Source organism: Salinisphaera sp. RV14 (assembly GCF_052044135.1).
GTDB lineage: Bacteria > Pseudomonadota > Gammaproteobacteria > Nevskiales > Salinisphaeraceae > Salinisphaera.
This window is the reverse complement of record NZ_JBQDYF010000002.1, coordinates 209933-231957: the sequence shown is the minus strand read 5'-3', so window position 1 is coordinate 231957 and position 22025 is coordinate 209933. Positions and strand designations below refer to the sequence as shown.

The window sequence follows — 22025 nt, the reverse complement described above, 5'->3', positions numbered from 1 at the left end:
GGACAAAATGCGCTTGCTTAGTCAGCCAACTGAGTGTCGTACATAATCAAGTGGCCGCTTATCGATATCGTCGGCGGCCGGGCCGGAATCAGGCGGCGCCAACCCGGGCATGCGCCAGCGCAAGTGCGACCTCGGCCGAGGTCCGGCCGCTGCGTTCGGCCTCGGCAAAGATCTCGTCGAGCGTCGTCTCGATCCCGGCCACGCGGCCCGCGACGCGCTGGCTGTCATAGCCGGCGGGATCGATCTCGTCGGCCACGTTGATCAACCCGCCGGCATTGATGACGAAATCCGGCGCGTAGACGATGCCGCGCGCCGCCAGCCGGGCCGCATCGGCGTCGGTAGCCAGCTGGTTGTTGGCCGCGCCGGCGATCACGCGGGCCCGAATGGCGGGGATACTTCGTTCGTTGAGCACCGCGCCAATGCCGCAGGGCGCGAACACATCCACGTCCGCAGTGGTGATCTCGTCGTTTGCGATGATGGCCGCCCCGGCGCCACGCGCGCGCTCGATCGCCGCTTCGTCGATGTCCGAGGCCCACACCTCGGCCCCTCGGGCGATCAAACGCTCGATGACGCCGAAGCCGACATGGCCGCAACCTTGCACGGCAACCTTCAGGCTGCGGAAATCAGCGGGCATGCCGGCAGCCCGCAGCGCCGAGCGCATGCCGTTGATCACGCCCTGCGCCGTATGCGGCGACGGATCCCCCGAACCGCCGTCATCCAGACCGCGACCCACCGCGAACCGGGTGACATCGTTGAGCCGCGCGATGTCCGACTCGCTCATGCCCATGTCTTCGGTTGCGATGTAGCGCCCGCCGACGCGCTCGATGCAATCGGCCAGCGCATGCATGCCCGCCGCGCGATCGGCCGGGAACGGGCCCATGACCACCGCCTTGGCGCCGCCACACGACAATCCCGCGCAGGCTGCCTTGTAGGTCATGGCCTCGGACAGGCGCAACACGTCGGTCAAGGCCTGGGCCTCGTCGTCGTACGTCCGGATACGCACGCCGCCGAGCCCCGGCCCCAGCGCGGTGGAATGAATCGCAATGATGGCGCGCAATCCGGTCGCCGGATCATGAAAGAAACAGACCTGTTCGTGGCCGGCCGCGACCATCGATGAAAAAACCGTCACCCGTTGTCCTCGACGCTTTGTAAACGGTCGAGTCTGACGCCAGCGCCCGCGGCTGTCGATTCGCGGCTTGCAGCGACTGTCGACGATCGCGATACTCACGTTGTTATTCATGCGATGCACGCGACCCGAATCGAAAGTCAGGGTCGTCAGGGGGCTGGGTCATGCAACGATTACGCATTCTGCTTTGCGTTGGCGCGCTGAGCTTTGCCGGCATGGCGTTGGCCCAGACGCATGACGGCCAGGCGACGGCCGGTAATCCCTCGGCCGCCCAGGCAAGTGGAAACGCCAGCGCCAGCGCGTCCGGCGCTGGCGGCGATGCCGGAACCAACATCGCGTCGAGCGCCGCAACCGGCAACCCGTCGGCCGCTCAGACATCCAGCGCGGGGACGGCGAGTTCGCAGGCGGTGGATGTCGAGCTCAACAAGATGACGACAGTCGCCAATGCATGCCGGGCCTATCTCGTCACCCAGAACCTGACCAACCGCTCGTTCGATTCGTTCAAGCTGGACGTGGTGATGTTCGACAACAACGGCATCGTAGCCAAGCGTCTCGCGGTCCAGTTGGGGCCGATGCCGGCCGGCAAGACCAGCCTCAAGGTGTTCGACATCCCCGGGCTCACCTGCCAGAAGATCGGGCAATTGCTGCTCAACAATGTGCTGCAGTGCACGGTGGATACCGGCAAGGGCCCGCCGCAAAAGCGTGACGACTGCCTGTCCCTGATTTCTGTGTCGCAGCGCGGTCGCGTACCGTTCATCGAGTAGCCGGCCCGGGCGCCACGGAGTAGACAAGTGCTGCAAAATCTAGTCGAACTGCTCAACCACCTTAACGACAAACTGCTTGTCGGCGGCCCGGTGGTGATTCTTCTGGCGCTGATGTCGATCGTCGCGATCACGATCATCGTGGCCAAGCTGATGCAGTTCCGCGCCGCCGGGATCAGCGACTTCCGCTCGGCGCGCGAGGCACTCTCGCTCTACCGAACCGGCAATGCGCCCGCGGCGCTGGCCGCGACGCGGCGCTCGCGCAGCCCGGTGGCCCGGGTGGCCCGGCGCACGCTGGAACTCAAGGCGCGTCAGGGCCTGCCCGAATCGCGGCTGCGCGAAGAGATCATGCAATACGGCGCTGATATCCTCGAGGAACTCCGCTCGCATCTGCGCACGCTCGAAGTCATCGCATCGCTCTCGCCGCTGCTCGGTCTGTTCGGCACCGTGCTCGGCATGATCGAGGCATTCCAGGCGCTCCAGGCCGCGGGCAACCAGGTCAATCCGGCGCTACTCTCCGGCGGCATCTGGCAGGCGCTTCTGACCACCGCCGTCGGTCTCGGCGTGGCGATGCCGGTCATGGTCGCGGTCAACTGGTTCGAACGCCTTGTCGATCGCCAGGCCCAGGAGATGGATAGCATCGTCACGCGTCTTTTCATACTCGATCCGTCGCAGCCCGATACCGAACCGGATATCGATACCGATGAACCCTTCGTCTACCGTCGCCCCGTCATTTAGCAGCGCCGGCCGGCGCCGTCGCGCCCGGCTGATCGGCCTGACACCGCTGATCGATGTGGTGTTCATCCTGCTGCTGTTCTTCATGCTCGCCTATAACTTCACCGACGAGCATCGGATCACGCTGGATACCGCCGCGGGAAGCGCGCATGCCCACGGCATCGAAGGCGCCCTGCTGGTCGAGGTACGCACGGACGGCGTCCGCTTCGCGGGCCACTATATGCCGATGAAAACGCTGATCGCCCGGGTGACAGCGGCGCGGCGCGGGCACCCGGACCGCCGCGTGCTGGTCCGATCGGCCAACGGCGTCACGCTACAGCACACTGTGCGTGTGCTGGATGCGCTATCGCAGGCCGGCGTCCAGCATATTTCGCTGATGGACGCCACGCCCGGAACCGACGGGCACCCCTCCTGATGCGTTTTCAGCGCGCCCGTCGCTCGACCTCCATGGCCGCACGGCTGGACGACGCGGTATTGCCACTGACCAATGTGGTTTTCCTGCTGCTGATTTTCTTCATGCTCGCCGGCCAACTGGCCACTCCCTCGCCACTGGGCGTCAAGCCGCCCCACTCGACCAGCCCGACCCCCGTGGACCAACGGGGCATCGAAGTGTCGCTGGCGGCCGACGGTCGCGTGGCACTCGATGACCAGCCGATTCAGGATGACGCGCTGGAAAAAGCGGTCCGGCAACGGCTGCAACGGCGGCCGAACACGCCGATCCGCCTGCGCGCCGACGCTGGCCTGGCCACGAGTCGCGTCGTGAAGATGATGCACGTCTTGCGGGCGGCCGGTGCCCATCGCCTGCGGCTCGTGACCCAGTCAACCCGCGGATAATGCGGATTTCCCGCCGGCAATGGCTGATCGCGATCGGCTGGGCGACGCTGCTTCACATGCTGGTGATCGCACTGCTGATCTGGTCACCATCCCCACCGACACCCTCGTCGAAAACCTCGCGCGGCGTGACAGTGTCACTCGACAAGCTGGACACCACGCCGCCCAGCATCGAGGACATGCCGATCGAGCAACTGCACGACAACAGCCACGAAGCCGGCGGCACGAACAGCGCATCGGCGTCATCCGCGCCAACGGCGACCGACAGCGGCACCGCACCGGACGCGCCGATCGAAGCCGCCAAGCCGGTCACGCCGGCCATCGGCGATGCGCCGAGCGATCAGACCGAGGCCGCCGCCGCGGCGGAACCGAGCCCGCCCGAAGCGACGGCGGAGGCGCCGGAAGTGGCCGCGGCGCCGGCTTCACAGGCATCCGGGGCCGGCCCGAGCGATGCCACCGGGCCGCCCGCGATCGCGCCCGCCCTATCGGTGACACCACAGCAGACGCTTTCGGATACCGCACCGGCGCAGCAAGTCACGGCGCGCGATGCCACCCAGCCCGCCGGGGCCAGCCGCCAGGGTGCCTACGGCAACCGCGAGCAGGCCACCGATGCCTACATTGCCAAGCTACGCGCGTGGCTGGGTCGGCATAAGCATTATCCGGACCAGGCAAGACAGAACCATACGCAAGGCACGGTCAAACTCTTCCTCGCCATCGATGCTGATGGCAAGGTGCTGGAAAGCCGGATTGCCGCCTCCTCCGGATCGCCGGCGCTGGATGCCGCCGCCCGCCGGATGCTGGCGGCCTCGCGCCCATTGCCGCCGATGCCGGCCGCCGCGCAGCGCAATCGACTGGAACTCATCATCCCGATCGTGTTCAAGCTGCATTAGTTGCCGTTGCACGCGGCGTCGCGCGGCGCGCCCAGATCAGGTCAGGCAATGCGCGGGGCGCCGGCCTCGATCAGTCCAGGGACCGGCACCGCAAAGCCGTATGGCGCGCGCGCTATCGATGAGCGGGGCCGACAGCCCGAACCAGGGCCGGCGGCATGTGACCCATGACGCGCGGCGTTACCAGGGCACGAGCTCGACGCGACGGTTCTTGGCGCGACCTGCCGCGGTGGCGTTGCTCGCGCTCGGCGCCGCATAACTCACGCCCACGGGTTTGAGCCGCGCAGGGTCGATGCCGTGTTGCTGGACCAGGGCCTGGACCACGGCCTTCGCCCGACGTTCCGACAGGGCCTGGTTATAGGCGAAACTGCCCCGGTTGTCGGTATGGCCGACCACCAACAGCCGGAGCTTGGGCTTGTTCTCGAGGAGCTTGGCGATCTGAGCCACCATCGAGCGCGATTCCGGCTTGATACGGTCGCTGTCGGTACCGAAGAATATACCGTGCAGCGCGACATGGCCGGCTTGCGTGAGCTGGCGCGCCATTTCGGCCGCGTCGACCGAGATCGCCCCCACTTCACGCGGTTGCGAGCGCGCCACATCGAACTGGACCGCCAGCCCGGCGTCGTCCGGCGCGATCTGCAGGGCAACGTATTCATCGCCGCTGGCACTGGGCCGCCGCATTGCACGATAAACCTGGCCGGCCAGCGGCCCGTCGAAATGCGCGGGGGCAGCGCGATAACCGGGAGAGACCTTCTGGAAATGGGGCCCGCAGGTCGCGCCGTGGCAGGAAAACAACGGCTCGAACCCGGCCTGGGTCAGTCGCTGCGCCAGCGTGGCCGCCAGCGCCTTGGCCGAGCCCGCGCCGGGCACGACGAACGTCCGCCGCATGGCCGTACCGTCGACGGTACGCACGGCGGAAATGTTGCCGGGGATGCCGCCGAGCTGAACGATTCGACCCACGATCAACGGATAGGTTTTTTTCGAACGGGTCGAGGCCAGTGTCCTGGCGCTGGCGGGCATGGACACCGGCAGATCGAGCACCGGTTGGCTGGCCGCCGCATTGCATGGCGGGCCCGCGACAACAGCGAGGACCGACAACACAACAGCCAGTCCGACGATGCCGCGCCAACGCCGGCCCCGATATGTTCGCGATCGCTCCATGGCTTATCACTATAAGACCTGGCACCCCGGAAACAAAGCGCATGGCGGCAAGCCGGCCCGTGGCCGTTTCGCAGGGATACGATCGTAGCGCCCGCCAACCCGATTCCCGCCGATCGCTTCGCGATAGAAAAAGCCGGCCCGCAGGCCGGCTGTCTCTTCGCGGAATCTACAGTTCTAACTTACGCGCTCGATGACGGTCGCAATGCCCTGCCCCATGCCGATGCACATGGTTGCCAGGCCCAGCGTGCCGCCCTTGTCCTCCAGGATGTGGGCGAGCGCGCCGGTAATGCGCGCGCCGGACGTGCCCAGTGGATGGCCGAGCGCAATCGCGCCGCCACGCACATTGATCACGTCCTGGCGATCGGCGATGCCCAGCTCGTTGAGCACCGCCAGGCTCTGGGCGGCGAACGCTTCGTTGAGCTCGATATAATCGATATCGGCCAGGCTCACGCCCGCACGCTTGAGCGCCTTCTGCGTCGCCGGCACCGGGCCACGGCCCATCACCGACGGGTCGCAACCGGCCACCGCCATGCCGCGGATCCGCGCCATCGGCGTCATGCCGAGCGACTTCGCCTTGGCAGCCGACATGACCAGTACCGCGGCCGCGCCGTCGGAGATCGCCGAGGAGTTGCCGGCGGTGACCGTGCCCCCGCGGGGATTGAACGCCGGGCGCAGTGAAGCCAGCGCCTCCAGATTGGCATCCGCCCGCACGACTTCGTCGGCGTCGCACATCTTGAGATGGCCGTTCTCGTTCACCCCGCGCACGGGCACGATCTCGTCGGCGAACTCGCCGTCGACGTTGGCCCGATACGCCCGCTGGTGGCTTCGCAGCGCGAATTCGTCCTGCGCCTTGCGTTCGATCCGGTGGATGTTGGCCAGCATCTCGGCGGTCAGGCCCATCATGGCGGCCGGCCTGGCGACATACTTCGACAGCTGCGGCGCGATATCCACGTTGTAGTCCATGGGCACGTGCCCCATGTGCTCGACGCCGCCGCAGAGGTAGACGCCATCGATGCCGGCCGCGATGGCACCGACCGCGGTATGGATCGACTGCATGGATGAACCGCACAACCGGTTCACGGTCTGGCCGGCGACGGCATGTGGCAGGCCGGCCAGCAGCGCGGCGTTGCGGCCGATGTTCAGGCCCTGTTCCCTGGTCTGCTGAACACAGCCCCAGATGACGTCCTCGATCTCGTTCGGGTCGAGGTTGTTGCGCCGGACCAGCGCTTTCATCAGTTCGGCCGAGAGTTCTTCGGCGCGGGTGTCGCGAAACATGCCGCCCTTCGAGCGGCCCATCGCAGTGCGCACCGCGTCGACGATCACGACTTCGTTGCTGCCATTGGCTTGCATGATGATGTTCTCCAGATAGGGATTGGCTGACGTGGCTGCGTCTCGCGCGCTACGACATCCGGTAATAGGTTTCGTTGTTTGCCGCCATTTCGCGCATGCGCTCGGTCGGCTGGTAGAGCTTGCCCAGCCGCGCGTACCGGTCGGCCTTGTCGCACACCGCGGCCAGGCCCTGGGCATCGGCGTATTTGAGTGCGCCGCCGCGGAACGGCGGGAAGCCGAGCCCCATGATCAATCCCATGTCGACTTCGTTCGGCGTCTCGGCGATGCCTTCTTCCAGCGCCCGGGCGGCCTCGATGATCATCGGGATCATCATCCGGTCGACGATCTCGTCGGGCTCGAAATCCTGGTTGTCGCGCTGGATCGAGGCGATCAGCTCGTAGGCTTCCGGATCCTCGGATCGCTTCGGCTTGCCTTTCTTGTCTTTCTCATACTTGTAATAGCCGGAACCGGTCTTCTGGCCCAGGCGGTTGTTCTCGACCATCACGTCCAGCGACGACTTCTCCTCGGCCTTCATGCGATCCGGATAACCGGCGGCCAGCACTTCCTCGACGTGCTGCGAGGTGTCCATGCCGACCACGTCGGACAGATAGGCCGGGCCCATCGGCCAGCCGAACTTCTCCATCACCTTGTCGATCTTGGCGAAATCGGCGCCGTCGGCGATCAACTGCTGGAAGCCGAAGAAGTAGGGAAACAGAATACGGTTGACCAGAAAGCCCGGGCAGTCGTTGACCACGATCGGCGTCTTGCCGAGCTTGTGCGCCAGATTGACCACCGTGGCCACGGCTTCCTCGGAGGATGCCTTGCCCCGGATCACCTCGACCAGCGGCATGCGATGCACCGGGTTGAAGAAATGCATGCCGAGGAAATTCTCGGGCCGCTTCAGCCCCGTGGCCAGCTCGTCGATCGAGATGCTCGACGTGTTCGAGGCCAGGATCGTGTGGTCCGACACCTTTTCCTCGGTCTCGGCCAACACGCTCTTCTTGATCTTCGGGTTCTCGACCACGGCCTCGATCACTGCGTCGACGTGATCGAACTCGGCATAGGACAGCGTCGGCCGGATACGCGACATGCCCCGGGCCATCTCGCGGTTGTCCAGCTTGCCGCGCTCCACGCCCTTGGCGAAGTGCTTGGCCGCTTCTTCCAGGCCCTGGTCGATGGCGTCTTCCTTGATGTCCTTCATCAGGGTAGCGACACCCTTGTAGGCCGACTGGTAGGCAATACCGCCGCCCATGATGCCGGCGCCGAGCACGGCCGCCTGATTCACTTCGTGGGCGATCTTGCCGTACTTCTTGCCCTTCTTCTTGATCAGCTGATCGTTCAGGAACAGCTGGATCAGCGCGGCCGCCTCGGGGCTCTTGGCCACCTTGATAAAGCCTTCGCTTTCGACCCTGAGCGCCTCATCGCGGCTCATGTGCGCGGCCTGCGCCATGCGCTGGATCGCCTCGATCGGGGCGGGGTAGTTGCCCTGGGTCTGGCCCATGACATAGCCCTTCGAGGTCTCGAAGACCATCGCGGCTTCGGTCGGGTTGAGCTTGAGCGCGCCGGTCTTGTCCGCCTTGCGGGCCTGCCAGTCGAATTCACCTTCGATCGCCTTGGCCAGCAGGTCGCGCGCGGCGGCCTCCAGATCGTCGTCGGCCACCACGGCATCGACCATGCCGGCCGCCAGCGCCTTGTTCGCATCGCGGTTCTTGCCGTCGGCGATCCATTCGATCGCATTGTCGGCACCGATCAGGCGCGGCGCGCGCACGGTGCCGCCGAAGCCAGGGTAGATGCCCAGCCGCGTCTCCGGGAAACCGAGCTGGGCCGACTGGCCCATCACGCGATAATCCGTGGACAGACACATTTCCAGGCCACCGCCGAGTGCCAGGCCATTGATCGCGGTCACGCTCGGAAAATCCAGATCCTCGATCGTGTTGAAGACCGACACCGATTCCGCCATGCCGGCCCTGAGTTCGTCCTCGGGCTTCTGGAAACGCGCGCCGAACTCCATGATGTCGGCGCCGACAATGAACGCCGGCTTCGCGGACGTCACCAGCAACCCATTGATATTCGAGGCGCCCGCCAAGGCCTGGCCCGCCTCGCCGAGTTCGGCCATCGTGGCTTCGTCGAACTTGTTGACCGACTCGTCCCGGGCGTCGAAACACAGTACGGCGATCCCGTCATCGACTGTGACCGTGAGTTTGGATCCTTCATACAACATGGATTACACGCTCCAATAAACGAATGAAGACACCGGGCGGCAGCGCCCTGGGGTCTGGTTGTCGTGAAAACCTGGCTCAATACGCTAGCGTATTGTCAACCGTGCCACAACGGCATTCGCACTTTTAGTAACGCGTCTTACCGCCGCTGCGGTGGCGCGCGCCATGCGAGCGACCGCCGCTTTTTGACACTCATCGGCGAGCATGATTATCTAGCGCTTCATCCGCTGGATTATGGGCGTTTTTTACCATGGCGCGTTCGAAGAAGAATCCAATCACGCAGATCCGCAGCGACATCGATTCGCTGCGACGCAACTACACCGGGGCGCTGACGTCGGCCAACAAGGCGATCTACGACGGCATCGAGCAGCTCGCCGAACACGAGTTGTCCGCGATCAGGACGCACTACGAACAGGCGCTGACCAGCCTGCAGACACTCAAGCACGGCGGAGCGCCGCGCGATCTCGCGATGGCCCAGGTGCAGTTGCTGCAGGACACGATGGATCGCATCCTGTCGAACGCGCGTCAGAGTCTGTCGATTCTCGAGACCACGCGGCGCGAAGTCTCGACCCAGATTCGCGAGAATCTCAGCGGCACCGACACCCGGGCCGAGCAGATGAGCGAGGCCGCCCAGCAGGCGGCGGCGCGCGCGGCCGAAAAAGCGCGCACGGAGGCGAGCCGCTACGCACAACCCATAAAGGAAACAGTGGATCAGACGCTGGACCCGGCCAAAGCCAGCGTCCGCGCGGCGGCTGACAACATCGGCGACAGCGCGCCTGACGCAGCGGCAACCGCCGCCAGTGCGAGCGCCAGCAGCGCCACGGCCGGCCGCAGCACGGCCCGAAAACGCACCCGTTCGCCCCAGGGCAAGACCCGCAAGAGCGCGGCATCGTCCTCGACCCGCCAATCGACGACTGCGCGCGCCGGTACCTCGGCCAGCGGTACGCAATCGAGGACCAGGGCCGCCTCCGCGACCGGCAGCAAGACGAAGTCGGGGACGACCAAGTCGTCCACGTCGAAATCGTCGTCGTCCAAGGCTGCCTCGGGCAAGACGTCCAGCGCCAAGACGTCGACCCGCAAGAGTTCGCCCAAGAAGACGAGCGCCAAGCGCGCCAGCGCGGGCACGTCCGCCAGCGGTGCCAAGAAGACCACCAAGCGCGCCGGCAGCAGCGCCAAGACCACGGGCACGAAAAAAAGCACGTCGAGCACCCAATCGGAGGGGAAGCGCGCGAAGTCCGCGAGCCGCAAGACCTCGGCCACGAAGCGTTCCACGCCCGCGTCCAAGAAGACCCCGTCGCCGAGTAGCAACGGTTCGTCGAATGACGCATCCGGCTCCAGCAGCGGCAGCGGATCGGAATCCTCCAGCACCTGATCCGCCGGCTCGAGTGCTGATGGGGCCGCTCACCAGGAGCGGCCTTTTTATTGGATGCTCGCTGCGTCCCACGGTGCGCTGAATTCACGCCATGCTCGATCTCAACGACAGTTCCCAGCTCCTTCGGCTGCTCGCCGAGCCGACCCGGCTGCGCCTGTTGCTGCTGCTCGGGCACGAGCCGCTGAGCGTGGCCGAATTGACGGCGGTCACGCAGCTTACGCAGAGCCGGATTTCGAGCCATCTGGCCCGGCTGCGCGAGGCCGGCCTGGTGGTTGATGGCGGCCTGGGCGGCGGCAATCGTTACACCGTCGATGCCACACGCTGGCCGCGCGATCTGCGCCCGCTCTGGGGCCTGCTGTCCGAGCGCATCGACGACGCCCAGCTGGCCCAGGACCGCGAGCGCGCCACCGAGATCGTGCGTCGCCGCACCAACCGCGGCAGCTGGGCCGAATCGGTGGCCGGCCGCATGGAACGCCAGTATTCACCCGGCCGGACCTGGGAAGCGGTCAGCCGCTCGATGATCGAGCTGCTTGACCTGGGCGACGTCCTGGATGTGGGCTCCGGGGACGGCGTGCTGGCCGAACTGCTCAGCCCCCGCGCGCGACACTTCACCTGTCTCGACCTGAGTGCGGCCGTGATCGACGCCGCGCGCCACCGGCTGGCCGAGCAGCCCAATGTGGGTTTCGAGATCGGCGACATGCATGCCCTGCCCTGGGCGGACGGCGTATTCGATCAGGTGTTTATGCTGCACGCCTTGAGCTATAGTGCGCGTCCCGCGACAGCGCTCGGGGAAGGGGCCCGCGTGCTGCGCCCCGGCGGGCGGCTGGTGGTCGCCACCATCGCGCAACACGAACACGAGGCCACGGTGGCCGCCTACGATCACGTCAATCTCGGCTTCACCCCGGCCCAGATCCGGGCCTGGCTCGAGCAGGCAGGCCTGACGGTTCGTGACTGCGCGGCGCGCAGTCGAGAACGCCAGCCGCCGTATTTTCGCCTGATTACCGCCAGTGCCGACAAGTCATGAGTGCATCCCGTACCCGCCGCCGCCATCTTCGCCTGATCATGGGTCTGGTCTGGGTGGTCGTACTGGCCGGTCTCATCGTCTGGGTCTGGCAACAGGGCCTGACCGTACGCGAGATCATGCGGTTGATCTACGATTACGTGGTGAACAACCCGGTCGCGCCGGTAGTCTACATCCTCATCTATGCGCTGCGGCCCCTGACCTTCTTTCCCGCCATGTGGCTGACCATCGCCGGGGGCAGTCTGTTCGGCTTCATTCCGGGGCTGATCTTCGGCCTGCTCGGCGAAAACGCGTCCGCGCAGACCGCCTATCTGCTGGCCCGGTTCTTCCGCCGGGATGTGGACGGGGACGAGCACTCGGACCGCAACCCACGCATCGCCGCTTTCCGGCGCCTGCTCGTCGAACAGGCGTTTCCCACCGTGCTCGTGCTGCGCGCGTCGTTTCTGCCCTTCGATCTGGTCAACTATGCATGCGGGCTGCTGCGGGTGCCGTGGCTGTCGTACACCGCCGGCAGCGTGCTCGGCATGCTGCCGCCGATGGTTACCTTCGTATCGTTCGGTGCCACCGTGAACCTGCCCAAGCTGCTCAAGCGCAAAAGTTTCTCGCCCGAGCAGTTGATCGACAGTACCCAGCTGATGATTTCGGCCGGGCTGGTGGTGGTTAGCGCGATTATCGCGTTTATCGCCTATCGCCGCCGCAAGGCCCTGGCCGCAAAGGCTGCACGGGACACGAATTGACCCCCCGCATGGGCTTTTGTAACGTCTTTTATCGTTATCGTATCGAGGGATAGCCGTGCGTCATCTGCTCGGCCTGGCTGCCGGCCTGGTCATTCTCTGGCTCCTGCTTTCCGGGCACTATGCGCCGCTCACGCTGGCGCTCGGCGCGGCGTCCTGTGTCTTCACCGTCGCCCTCTGCCGGCGATTGCGGCTGATCGACGCCGAATCGGTGCCACTCGACCTGTTGCCGCGGCTGCCCGGCTACGCGGCCTGGCTCGGGGTCCAGATCCTGCGTTCGAACCTCGATGTCGCCCGGCGTCTACTGATCGGCCGCCGTGCGATCTCGCCGGCGACGGTGGTCATCGACACGCACCCCCTGGCCCCACTCGGTCAGGCGATCCTCGCCAATTCCATCACCCTGACGCCGGGCACGGTTACCGTGGGCCTGGAAAACGGCGAGGCGATCGTGCATGCCCTGACCCGGGAGGGCGCCGCGGAGATCGAGGCCGGCACCATGGCCGGTCGGGTCGCCCGGCTGGAAGGCGGGCCAGACTAGTGTCCGACCGCGCCGATACCCTTTACGATTGCAGCGCCTGCCGGGCGCGAACCGACGTCACCCGACACTGATGTTCATCGCCGGACTTGCAGGCGTGGCCGTGACCATGGTCCTGGTATTGATACGTGTACTGGCCGGGCCGACCGTCTATGACCGCATCCTGGCCATCAATCTGTTCGGTACCAAGACCGTGCTGCTGATCGCGATACTGGGCTTTTTCACCGGGCGCCCGGAGTTTCTCGATCTGGCACTGACCTACGCCCTGATCAATTTCATCGGCACCGTGGCCGTACTCAAGTTCATGCAGTACGGCGATCTCGGCTGGGCCGGCGACAAGACGGATCAATCCGATGTGTAAACGGTTCGCCCCAACGGCGCAAGGGCTGACATGCTGAACGGAATCGCCGATATCGCGAGCTGGGTATTGATTGTGGCCGGTTCGCTGGCCTGCGTGATCAGCGGTTTCGGCATGCTGCGCATGCCCGATCTGTTCACCCGGATCCATGCCGCCTCGGTGGCGGATACCGGCGGCATGCTGCTGGTATTGACCGGCTTGATGGTACAGGCCGGCCTCGGGCTGACCACCGCCAAGCTGGTGCTGATTGTCTTTTTCCTGTTGATCACCAGCCCGACGGCGACCCATGCCCTGGCCCGCGCCGCGCGCCACGACGGCGTCCGGGCGGACTGCGACAGGGAAGATGCCGGATGACCACTGAGATCCTGCTCAATTACGGGCTGCTGGTGTTTCTGGTGACGGTGGCCCTGGCGCTGGCGGCCATGCGGCATCTGTTCCCGGTGGCCATGCTGACCGGGCTCTACAGCCTGTTGTCGGCCAGCCTGTTCACGCTGCTCGACGCGCCCGACGTCGCCCTCACCGAGGCGGCCGTGGGCGCGGGTGTGACCACGGTGCTGTTTCTGGCCACCTTCGGCCTGACCCGGGCGCGCGAGAAGCCGGTCAAGGCCTCGCGCCAGATCATTGGCCTGGTGGTGACCCTCACCACCGGCGCCACGCTGGTCTATGCCAGCCTCGACATGCCCCACTTCGGCGCCGCCGACACGCCGGTACAGACGCATCCGCTGCGGCATAAGTACCTGGTGGCCGAACAGCACGAGATCGACGTGCCGAACACGGTCACGGCGGTGCTCGGCAGCTACCGCGGCTACGACACCCTCGGCGAAACCGCCGTGGTATTCACCGCCGGCCTCGGGGTGCTGCTCCTGCTCGGCCGCAGCCGGCGCGCCCCCCGTTCGGACAAGGCGTAGTCATGCGCGAGCACACCGTGCTGCGCGTGGTCGCGCGGCTCATCATCCCGCCGATCATGATCTTTGCGCTCTACGTGCAGTTCCACGGCGACTACAGCCCGGGCGGCGGGTTCCAGGCGGGGGTGATCTTCGCCAGCGCCATCATCCTCTACGGCCTGATCTTCGGCGTGGAGGCCGCGCGCGCTGCCATCCCGCCGGCCGCACTGCGCATCGGCGCGTCTCTGGGCGTATTGATCTACGGCGGCACGGGGGTGGCCACCATGCTGGCCGGCGGCAACTTCCTGGACTACGATCAACTCGCCCACGATCCCGTGCACGGCCAGCACTACGGGTTGCTGATCGTGGAATTCGGCGTCGGGCTGACCGTCGCCAGCATCATGATCGCGATCTTCTACGTATTCGCCGGGCGTGGCCGGGTACGGGAGTCCGACGAATGACCGCGTTTTTCACCGACACCGTGCCCGGGTTGTTCAACTACTGGGTCGTCATCGCCTTGATGATGATCGGCTTCTATACCGTCATCGCACACGACAACCTGGTCAAAAAGCTGATCGGGCTCAATGTGTTTCAGACCTCGGTGTTCATCCTGTACATCAGCATGGGCAAGATTCACGGCGCCACCGCCCCCATTCTCCTCGACGCTCCCCGGGGCGACCATGCGGTCTATGCCCACCCGCTGCCGCAGGTGCTGATCCTCACTGCGATCGTGGTGGGCGTATCCACCACCGCGCTCGGGCTGGCGCTGATCGTACGCATCCACGAGGCCTACGGATCGATCGAGGAAGACGATGTCCTGGCCGCCGATTTTGCCACCCAGGACATCGAGCAGGCCGAGGAAGCGGCGCGATCCCGCGCCGCCCGGGCCGCCGAACCCCATGCCCCGACCGGTCGCGACGACGGCGCCGAACCCGAGGAACGCCGGCCGCAATGATCGACCCTCTTCTATCCCAGCTGCCGATCCTGGTCGTGGTCGTGCCGCTGCTCGCGGTGCCCGTGGTCGTGCTCGCGCACCGCGCCGGCGCCGCCTGGATGCTCTATCTGGTGGCGACCTGGCTGGTCTTCGCCATGGCCTGCGCCCTGTTCGTACGGGTGCGCGCCGACGGGCCGATCGATTACGCCATCGGCGGCTGGGCGCCGCCCTTCGGGATCGAACTGGTGGTCGATGCCTTCAATGCGGTGGTACTGCTGCTGGTGGCGGGCATGGCCGCGGCCAGCGCGGTCTATGCCCGTTCCAGCCTCGCCCGCGAGATCGAGCGCGAGCGCCTGTATCTCGTCTATGCGTTGCTGCTCGCCTGTCTGGCCGGGCTGATCGGCATCACGGTCACGGGCGATGCCTTCAACCTGTTCGTGTTTCTCGAGATTTCCTCGTTGTCGTCCTATGCGCTGATCGCCATGGGCGCCCGGCGGCGCGCGTTGCTGTCGGCGTTCCAGTATCTGATCATGGGCACGGTGGGCGGCACGTTCCTGCTGATCGGCATTGGACTCGCCTACATGATGACCGGCACCCTGAACATGGCCGATCTCGCCCAGCGCCTGCCGGCCGTTTACGACACGCGCACCGCCCAGGCGTCGCTGGCATTCATCGTGGTCGGTCTGAGCCTGAAGGCCGCGCTGTTTCCGGCCCATATCTGGCTGCCCAACGCCTATACCTATGCCCCGTCTCCGGTGACGGCGTTCATTGCCGCCACCAGTACCAAGGTGGCGGTATATGCCCTGATGCGGTTCGTGTTCACCGTGTTCGGCGCGGGCTACGCCTTCGGCCAGCTGCCGTTGAACCAGGTGCTGCTCGGGCTGTCCGCGATCGCGATGATCGCGGCGTCGGTGGCCGCCATATTCCAGACCGACGTCAAGCGGTTGCTGGCCTGGTCGAGCATCGCGCAGATGGGCTACATCGTGACCGGGTTCGCGCTGGCCAGTGCCGCCGGGTTGTCGGCATCGCTGGTGCATATCGTCAACCACGGGCTGATCAAGGGTGCGCTGTTCATGGCGGTGGGGGCGATGGCCTGGCGTACACGCACGACGTCGATCAATGATCTGGCCGGCCTGGGCCCGGCGATGCCGCTGACCTCGGCCGCTTTCGTGGTCGGCGGGCTGAGCCTGATCGGGGTGCCGGCCACCGCCGGTTTCATCAGCAAGTGGGCCCTGCTCTCCGCGCTGATCGCCGCGGGCCACTACGGGCTCGCCGCTCTGGTACTGGCGGCGTCGCTGCTGGCCGTGATCTATATCGGCAAGGTGGTCGAGGCGCTGTATTTCCGGCCCCGCGATGCGCACGCACCGCCACTCGAGCGCGGCGAGGCGCCGATCGCCATGCAGATCGCGACCTGGAGCCTGATCGCGCTCAATATCGCGATCGGGCTGCACGCGACGCCGGAACTCGACGCCACACGGCGCGCCGCCGCCGCACTGCTGGGCGGTGGCGCATGAGCGGGCTCTGGCTGGCTGCACTCGTCGCCTGGCCGGCGTTCATGGCGCTGGCGGTGGCCGCCGCCGGGCGCTGGCCGAATCTGCGCGAAGGGGTGAGTATCGCCACCGGGGTGGCGCTGCTGATCGGCGCCATCTGCCTGATCGGGCCGATCGGCGCCGGCCAGCGGCCGAGCGTCACCCTGTTCTCGATTCTGCCGGGGCTGGATTTCACCTTCACGCTGGAGCCGCTCGGCCTGGTCTTCGCGCTGGTCGCGGCCACGCTCTGGCCGTTGACCACGTTCTACGCGGCCGGCTACATGCGCGGCAATCGCGAGGCGCACCAGACGCGTTTCTTCGTCTGTTTCGCGCTGGCGATCTCGGCGGCGATCGGCATCGCCTTCGCGGGCAACCTGCTCACGTTATTCGTGTTCTACGAGATGATGACGCTGGTCACCTATCCGCTGGTCACCCACCACGGGGATGCCGAGTCGCGTGTCGGCGGGCGGATCTATCTCGGCATTCTGCTGACCACGTCGATCGGCCTGTTCCTGCCGGCGATCGTGATCACCTACCTGCTCGCCGGCACGCTGGATTTCACGCACGGCGGCATTCTCGCCGACACCGGCCTCGGTCCGAAGGGCGCGATGGCACTGTATGCGCTGTTCGTATTCGGTATCGGCAAGGCCGCGGTCATGCCGGTGCATCGCTGGCTGCCCTCGGCGATGGTGGCGCCGACACCGGTTTCGGCCCTGTTGCACGCGGTGGCCGTGGTCAAGGCGGGCGTGTTCACCGTGCTCAAGATCACGGTCTATATCTTTGGCCTGGACTATGCGCTCAAGACCAGCGCGACCGAGCCGTTCCTGTGGCTGGCGTCGATCACCATCATCCTGGCCTCGGTGATCGCGATCTACTGCGACAATCTCAAGAAGCGGCTGGCCTACTCCACCATCGGCCAGCTGTCGTACATCGTGCTGGGCAGCGCGCTGGCGACCAAGCTCGGCGCGGTCAGCGGCTCGTTGCATATCATCACCCATGCCTTCGGCAAGATCACTCTGTTCTTCTGCGCCGGCGCGATCTACACCGCCGCGCATCGCAAATACGTCAGCCAGTTGAACGGGCTGGGGCGCGCCATGCCGCTGACCTTCACCGCGTTCACCATCGCGGCGCTGTCGTTGATCGGCCTGCCGCCGATGGGGGGCGCCTGGAGCAAGTGGTTTCTGATGAGCGGTTCCGCCGGCATCGAGGAATATGCGTTTCTGGGCGTGCTGGCCCTGTCCTCACTGCTCAACATCATCTACCTGCTCGATATCCCGGCGCGCGCCTTCTTCCTGCGCGGCGACAACATCCCCGAGACCATCACCGAAGCGCCGGCCGCCTGCGTCATTCCGCTTTGCCTGACGGCGGCCGGCTGCATCGTGTTGTTCTTTGCCGCCCACCCGATCATCGATTTCGTCGACACGGCACTCGGAGCCGGCGCATGAACAAACGAAATCCCCGGCCCGGTCTGTTCGAGCGAGCGGCGGTAATCAACGCGATCATCGGCGTGCTGGCCCTGTCCTGCCTGACGTTGCTGATCGCGGAATGGTTCTACGCCAAGCATCCGCATTTCGGCTTCGACGGCTGGTTCGGCTTCTATCCGCTGGTCGGCTTCGCCGCCTATTGCTTCATTGTGCTCTCGGCCCGGGCCCTGCGCCCGCTGCTGCGCCGGGGCGAGAACTACTACGGCGAAGCCGATCCGGACGAAGCCGATCTCGAGGACAGCATCGGCCGGGAGCACGACCATGACTGAATGGCTGGGCCACGCCATCGCCAGCCCGGCCCTTCTGCTGATGGCCGCCGGGCTGGTGCTGGCGGCCACACCGCGCCTGTTCCAGAGCATATGGCTGCTCGCGGTGCCGGCGCTCGCCCTGGTGCTGCTGTGGGCGTTGCCGGCGGGGGCACACGGTCAGATTTCGCTGTTCGGCTTCGATCTGACCCTGCTGCGTGTCGACGGCCTGTCGCGCCTCTGGGCGACGATCTTCATCATCGGCTCGTTTCTGACCGGGCTCTATGCCCTGCACGTCGACGATCGGGTGCAGCATGTCGCCTCGCTGGTGTATGCCGGCGCCGCCGTGGGCGCGGTACTGGCGGGCGACCTGGTCACGCTGTTCATTTTCTGGGAAGCCACGGCGATCTCGTCTGTCTTTCTGATCTGGGCACGACGCAGCGTGCGCGCCCATATCGTCGGCCTGCGCTACCTGGTCATCCAGGTGGTGTCCGGCCTGCTGTTGATGGTCGGCACGATCATCCACTATCGCCAGACCGGATCGACCGCCTTCGATCATCTCGGGCTCGACGTGGCCGGCGGCTGGCTGATCTTTCTCGCCTTCGGTATCAAGGCGGCCTTTCCGCTGCTGCACAACTGGGTGCAAGACGCCTATCCCGAGTCGACGCCGACCGGCACGGTCGTGTTGTCGATCTATACCACCAAGCTAGCGATCTACGCGCTCGCGCGCGGCTATGCCGGCACCGAGATGCTGATCACGATCGGCGCCGTGATGACGATCTTCCCGATCTTCTTCGCCGTGATCGAAAACGATCTGCGCCGGGTGCTGGCCTACAGTCTCAACAACCAGCTCGGTTTCATGGTGGTGGGCATCGGCATCGGTACGCCCCTGGCGCTCGACGGGACAGCCGCGCATGCCTTCGCGCATATCCTCTACAAGGGCCTGCTGTTCATGAGCATGGGCGCGGTGCTCTACCGTGTGGGCACGGTCAAGGCCAGCGAACTCGGCGGCCTGTACAAATCCATGCCCTGGACCGCCGCGTTCTGCATCGTCGGCTCGATGTCGATCTCGGCGTTTCCGTTGTTCTCCGGCTTCGTCACCAAATCCATGATCCTCAGCGCGGCCGCCGCGCAGCACCACTGGATCGCCTGGAGCGCCCTGCTGGTCGCCTCGGCCGGCGTGCTCGACCATTCGGGCATCAAGGTGCCGTTCTTCTCGTTCTTTGCCCACGACGCCGGTTATCGCGTCAAGGAAGCGCCGTTCAACATGCTGGCGGCGATGGCGATCACGGCGGCCCTGTGCATCGGCATCGGCGTCTATCCGGCCCCGTTGTACGCGATCCTGCCGTTCGACGTGGATTATTCGCCGTACACGACGGCGCATGTCGTCAACCAGTTACAGTTGCTGCTGTTTGCGGCCCTGGCCTTCGTCGTGCTGTTCCGGGGTGGCCTGTACCCGCCCGAGGTCCGCGGGCTGAACATCGATACCGACTGGCTCTACCGGCGCGCGCTGCCGGTCACCGTATCGGCGACCCGGTTCGCGCTGATGCGGCTGCGCGATCAGGCCGGCCGAATCGGCACCGCCGGGATCGGCGGCGCGCGCCAACGCCTGCAACAGGCGTTCGGCGCCCGCGGCGTGATGGCCCGCACCTGGACAACCGGCGTCATGCTGCTCTGGGTGACCGCCCTGCTGGCGCTCTATCTGCTGCTGTACTACGCGTAGGGCCTGCGCCCGCGCGTGCAGCCGTGCGACGGGCCGACGGCGTGCCGGGTCAGCTGTCGAACGTGCGCCACAGGCACTGATCTCCGCTGGCCCTGGCCAGCATGTCGAGATATTTCTCGTGGGCGGCGTGCTCGTCGTCGCTGGCACGCTGCACGCGCGGGCGGCGGCCCGCATCGAGATACGTCGCCAGGCCGGCGCTGGCGATCTGCTGGCCTTCGCTGTCGTCCTCGGCGGCAAGCGCGATATCGATCTGGCCGCCGGTCATGCGCAGATACACATCCGCCAGCAATTGGGCGTCCAGCAGCGCGCCGTGCAGCTCGCGGTTCGAGTTATCGATCTCGAATCGCTTGCACAGCGCATCCAGACTGTTGCGCTGGCCGGGGAACATCTGGCGTGCCTCGACCAGCGTGTCGATGATCGGGCTGACCTCTTCCAGCTTCCGGTGCTGCGGATCGAAATCCGACAGTTCCTTGTTCAGGAAGGCGAGATCGAACGGCGCATTGTGGATGATCAGTTCCGCATCGGCCAGATACGCGGCCAGGCGGTCGCCGATCTCGGCGAAACGGGGCTTGTCGGCCAGAAATTCCAGCGTGATACCGTGCACGTCGATCGCGCCCTGGTCGATCTCGCGATCCGGGTGTAGATAGATGTGCAGGTCGTTACCGGTCAGCCGCCGGCTGACCATTTCCACGCAACCGATCTCGATGATGCGATGCCCGGCCTGCGGATCCATCCCGGTCGTTTCCGTATCGAGCACAATCTGTCGCATCGTTTTCTCCCGCTGCTGTTGTTGGCACTAGGGGCGCGAAGCCATGGACCGGACCGCCGATCCACCCGAGAGCGCGGATCAACATAGCCCTCGGGCATGATCGGCTTCGGCGAGACCGGCGCCAGCCGGCGCTCATCCGCGATCGCTCGCGAACGGGATGAACACGACCCGATGCCGGATCAGCCGGATACGGCCATTTCATCGATACCGCGATTGGCCAGCGCATCCGCTGCCTCGTTGCCGGGATCGCCCGCGTGGCCCTTGACCCAGTGCCATTCGATCTCGTGACGCTGGCAGGCTTCGTCGAGCGCACGCCAGAGTTCGGCGTTCTTGACCGGCTTCCGGGCCGCTGTCTTCCAGCCGTTGTTTTTCCAGTTGCGCATCCATTGGGTAATGCCCTGGCGCACATAGTTGGAATCGGTATACAGCTCGACGCGACACGGGCGCGACAAGGCGTTGAGGGCCTCGATCGCGGCCATGAGCTCCATGCGATTGTTGGTCGTTCTCGGTTCGCCGCCGCACAGCTCGCGGTTGCGCTCGCCGTAGGACAACAACGCGCCCCAGCCACCGGGCCCCGGATTGCCGCGACAGGCTCCGTCCGTATAGATGGTCACAGTCTTGGTCATGAACGCGATGGTAGCCCAGCAGCCGGGCCGGGCGCCAAGTCGCGTTCACGCTGGCGCGCCAACAGGCGCCGGCCGGACGGCGGGATGCGTCGCATGGCACGCCGACGCGCCACGATCGCATAAGCCGGCGCCGCCCAGGCCAGCGGCGCCAGCCAGCGCGAATCCGCGCCCGCCTGCCACCGGCGGCCGAGCCAGGGAAACGCCGGCCCGTAGCGCCAGCAGTCCGTGGGCTCGAAGTCCAGCAGACGCAGCCAATCCGCCAGGCGCGCGGCACGCGGCGGAATCGAGCGCGGCAGGAAACGGGTGTGAGCGCGGCGAAGCCCCTGGGTCTGGGCCCAGGGCGAAAGCGGGTTGAACACCAGGCAGACCAGCTGGCCGCGCGGACTCAGAACGCGCACGCACTCCCGAATCAGCGCCGGCGGCTCCGCGCACAATTCGAGCCCGTGAACCAGAATCAGGGCATCGACACTGCCGCTGGCCCAGGGTAGATTCTGGCCATCGATGCGTATATCGACATCCGGACCGGGGGCGACATCCGCCCGCCACAGGCGCAGCGTTCCCACGCGCTCGCAGGCTTCCGGCGCGATGGTGGGGGCGCCGATCTGGATGCAACGATAACCCGTGAGGCCGGGCAGCACGTCGGCCAGTAACGCCGTCTCCTGCTCGCGCCACGGCTCGGCGACGGGCGATTCGAACCAGGCCCGCGCGGCCCGCGCATCATCGGCGACGAATCGAAACAATTGATTTTGCCTCAGGCCGTTG

General features: G+C 66.0%; 25 protein-coding genes. 18 read left to right on the top strand and 7 right to left on the bottom strand.

The window, feature by feature from the left end; genetic code table 11:
- Positions 1-88 precede the first annotated feature (88 nt).
- Complete coding sequence (locus ACS8Y6_RS03990) at positions 89-1129, bottom strand: Glu/Leu/Phe/Val dehydrogenase dimerization domain-containing protein (RefSeq protein WP_440849344.1); 1041 nt, start codon at positions 1127-1129, stop codon at positions 89-91.
- A 161-nt stretch (positions 1130-1290) separates the two neighbouring features.
- Here ACS8Y6_RS03990 and ACS8Y6_RS03985 point away from each other — a divergent pair, with 161 nt between their 5' ends.
- The 5 genes from ACS8Y6_RS03985 to ACS8Y6_RS03965 are packed head-to-tail and all read left to right on the top strand — an operon-like array spanning position 1291 to position 4343.
- On the top strand, positions 1291-1890 hold the full coding sequence (locus ACS8Y6_RS03985) for a Tat pathway signal sequence domain protein (protein ID WP_440849345.1): 600 nt from the start codon (positions 1291-1293) through the stop codon (positions 1888-1890).
- A 27-nt stretch (positions 1891-1917) separates the two neighbouring features.
- Entirely contained in the window at positions 1918-2625 is a 708-nt protein-coding gene (locus tag ACS8Y6_RS03980; RefSeq protein ID WP_440849346.1) for a MotA/TolQ/ExbB proton channel family protein, read from the top strand.
- Positions 2591-3037 carry an ExbD/TolR family protein gene (locus ACS8Y6_RS03975; RefSeq protein WP_440849347.1) on the top strand — a complete coding sequence of 149 codons (447 nt, stop codon included), beginning with the start codon at positions 2591-2593 and terminating at the stop codon, positions 3035-3037. The genes ACS8Y6_RS03980 and ACS8Y6_RS03975 overlap by 35 nt, the downstream gene beginning before the upstream one ends.
- Positions 3037-3456: an ExbD/TolR family protein gene (locus tag ACS8Y6_RS03970; protein ID WP_440855004.1), complete on the top strand. Its 420-nt coding sequence runs from the start codon at positions 3037-3039 to the stop codon at positions 3454-3456. The genes ACS8Y6_RS03975 and ACS8Y6_RS03970 overlap by 1 nt, the downstream gene beginning before the upstream one ends.
- Positions 3456-4343, top strand: a complete 888-nt coding sequence (locus tag ACS8Y6_RS03965; RefSeq protein WP_440849349.1) for an energy transducer TonB — start codon at positions 3456-3458, stop codon at positions 4341-4343. Before ACS8Y6_RS03970 ends, ACS8Y6_RS03965 begins: the two co-directional genes overlap by 1 nt.
- Positions 4344-4520: 177 nt before the next feature.
- On the opposite strand, the gene ACS8Y6_RS03960 is transcribed toward ACS8Y6_RS03965, so the two are convergent.
- The 3 genes from ACS8Y6_RS03960 to fadB all read right to left on the bottom strand — a co-directional run bounded on the left by ACS8Y6_RS03960 (position 4521) and on the right by fadB (position 9051).
- Positions 4521-5501, bottom strand: a complete 981-nt coding sequence (locus ACS8Y6_RS03960) for an OmpA family protein (protein ID WP_440855003.1) — start codon at positions 5499-5501, stop codon at positions 4521-4523.
- 174 nt (positions 5502-5675) lie between these two features.
- Entirely contained in the window at positions 5676-6851 is a 1176-nt protein-coding gene (gene fadA / locus ACS8Y6_RS03955) for an acetyl-CoA C-acyltransferase FadA (RefSeq protein ID WP_440849351.1), read from the bottom strand.
- 49 nt (positions 6852-6900) lie between these two features.
- Positions 6901-9051, bottom strand: a complete 2151-nt coding sequence (gene fadB, locus ACS8Y6_RS03950) for a fatty acid oxidation complex subunit alpha FadB (protein ID WP_440855002.1) — start codon at positions 9049-9051, stop codon at positions 6901-6903.
- A gap of 248 nt (positions 9052-9299) precedes the next feature.
- On the opposite strand from fadB, the gene ACS8Y6_RS03945 reads away from it, so the two are divergent.
- The 13 genes from ACS8Y6_RS03945 to ACS8Y6_RS03885 all read left to right on the top strand — a co-directional run bounded on the left by ACS8Y6_RS03945 (position 9300) and on the right by ACS8Y6_RS03885 (position 19868).
- A complete protein-coding gene (locus ACS8Y6_RS03945) occupies positions 9300-10421 on the top strand; it encodes a phasin family protein (RefSeq protein WP_440849353.1) in 1122 nt (373 codons plus the stop codon).
- A 91-nt stretch (positions 10422-10512) separates the two neighbouring features.
- On the top strand, positions 10513-11445 hold the full coding sequence (locus ACS8Y6_RS03940; protein ID WP_440849354.1) for a metalloregulator ArsR/SmtB family transcription factor: 933 nt from the start codon (positions 10513-10515) through the stop codon (positions 11443-11445).
- Positions 11442-12179: a TVP38/TMEM64 family protein gene (locus tag ACS8Y6_RS03935; RefSeq protein WP_440849355.1), complete on the top strand. Its 738-nt coding sequence runs from the start codon at positions 11442-11444 to the stop codon at positions 12177-12179. The genes ACS8Y6_RS03940 and ACS8Y6_RS03935 overlap by 4 nt, the downstream gene beginning before the upstream one ends.
- Positions 12180-12234: 55 nt before the next feature.
- Positions 12235-12714 (top strand): Na+/H+ antiporter subunit E, encoded by a 480-nt coding sequence (locus ACS8Y6_RS03930; RefSeq protein ID WP_440849356.1) that lies wholly within the window; start codon positions 12235-12237, stop codon positions 12712-12714.
- Positions 12715-12784: 70 nt separating this feature from the next.
- A complete protein-coding gene (locus tag ACS8Y6_RS03925; RefSeq protein WP_440849357.1) occupies positions 12785-13072 on the top strand; it encodes a monovalent cation/H+ antiporter complex subunit F in 288 nt (95 codons plus the stop codon).
- A 30-nt stretch (positions 13073-13102) separates the two neighbouring features.
- Entirely contained in the window at positions 13103-13423 is a 321-nt protein-coding gene (mnhG, locus tag ACS8Y6_RS03920) for a monovalent cation/H(+) antiporter subunit G (protein ID WP_440849358.1), read from the top strand.
- On the top strand, positions 13420-13977 hold the full coding sequence (locus tag ACS8Y6_RS03915) for a DUF4040 domain-containing protein (RefSeq protein WP_440849359.1): 558 nt from the start codon (positions 13420-13422) through the stop codon (positions 13975-13977). The genes mnhG and ACS8Y6_RS03915 overlap by 4 nt, the downstream gene beginning before the upstream one ends.
- Before the next feature lie 2 nt (positions 13978-13979).
- Positions 13980-14414, top strand: a complete 435-nt coding sequence (locus ACS8Y6_RS03910; RefSeq protein WP_440855001.1) for a Na(+)/H(+) antiporter subunit B — start codon at positions 13980-13982, stop codon at positions 14412-14414.
- Positions 14411-14908, top strand: coding sequence for a cation:proton antiporter subunit C (locus tag ACS8Y6_RS03905; RefSeq protein ID WP_440849361.1), 498 nt, complete (start codon positions 14411-14413; stop codon positions 14906-14908). The genes ACS8Y6_RS03910 and ACS8Y6_RS03905 overlap by 4 nt, the downstream gene beginning before the upstream one ends.
- Positions 14905-16401, top strand: coding sequence for a monovalent cation/H+ antiporter subunit D family protein (locus ACS8Y6_RS03900; RefSeq protein WP_440855000.1), 1497 nt, complete (start codon positions 14905-14907; stop codon positions 16399-16401). Before ACS8Y6_RS03905 ends, ACS8Y6_RS03900 begins: the two co-directional genes overlap by 4 nt.
- Positions 16398-17861, top strand: a complete 1464-nt coding sequence (locus ACS8Y6_RS03895; RefSeq protein ID WP_440849363.1) for a proton-conducting transporter transmembrane domain-containing protein — start codon at positions 16398-16400, stop codon at positions 17859-17861. The genes ACS8Y6_RS03900 and ACS8Y6_RS03895 overlap by 4 nt, the downstream gene beginning before the upstream one ends.
- On the top strand, positions 17858-18169 hold the full coding sequence (locus ACS8Y6_RS03890; protein WP_440849364.1) for a hypothetical protein: 312 nt from the start codon (positions 17858-17860) through the stop codon (positions 18167-18169). Before ACS8Y6_RS03895 ends, ACS8Y6_RS03890 begins: the two co-directional genes overlap by 4 nt.
- Positions 18162-19868 carry a Na(+)/H(+) antiporter subunit D gene (locus ACS8Y6_RS03885; RefSeq protein ID WP_440854999.1) on the top strand — a complete coding sequence of 569 codons (1707 nt, stop codon included), beginning with the start codon at positions 18162-18164 and terminating at the stop codon, positions 19866-19868. The genes ACS8Y6_RS03890 and ACS8Y6_RS03885 overlap by 8 nt, the downstream gene beginning before the upstream one ends.
- Before the next feature lie 49 nt (positions 19869-19917).
- Here the strand turns inward: ACS8Y6_RS03885 and dnaQ are convergent, their stop codons facing one another.
- The 3 genes from dnaQ to ACS8Y6_RS03870 all read right to left on the bottom strand — a co-directional run bounded on the left by dnaQ (position 19918) and on the right by ACS8Y6_RS03870 (position 22003).
- Complete coding sequence (gene dnaQ, locus ACS8Y6_RS03880) at positions 19918-20637, bottom strand: DNA polymerase III subunit epsilon (protein ID WP_440849366.1); 720 nt, start codon at positions 20635-20637, stop codon at positions 19918-19920.
- A gap of 179 nt (positions 20638-20816) precedes the next feature.
- On the bottom strand, positions 20817-21263 hold the full coding sequence (rnhA, locus tag ACS8Y6_RS03875) for a ribonuclease HI (protein WP_440849367.1): 447 nt from the start codon (positions 21261-21263) through the stop codon (positions 20817-20819).
- Positions 21260-22003, bottom strand: a complete 744-nt coding sequence (locus ACS8Y6_RS03870) for a class I SAM-dependent methyltransferase (RefSeq protein ID WP_440849368.1) — start codon at positions 22001-22003, stop codon at positions 21260-21262. Before ACS8Y6_RS03870 ends, rnhA begins: the two co-directional genes overlap by 4 nt.
- Positions 22004-22025 lie beyond the last annotated feature (22 nt).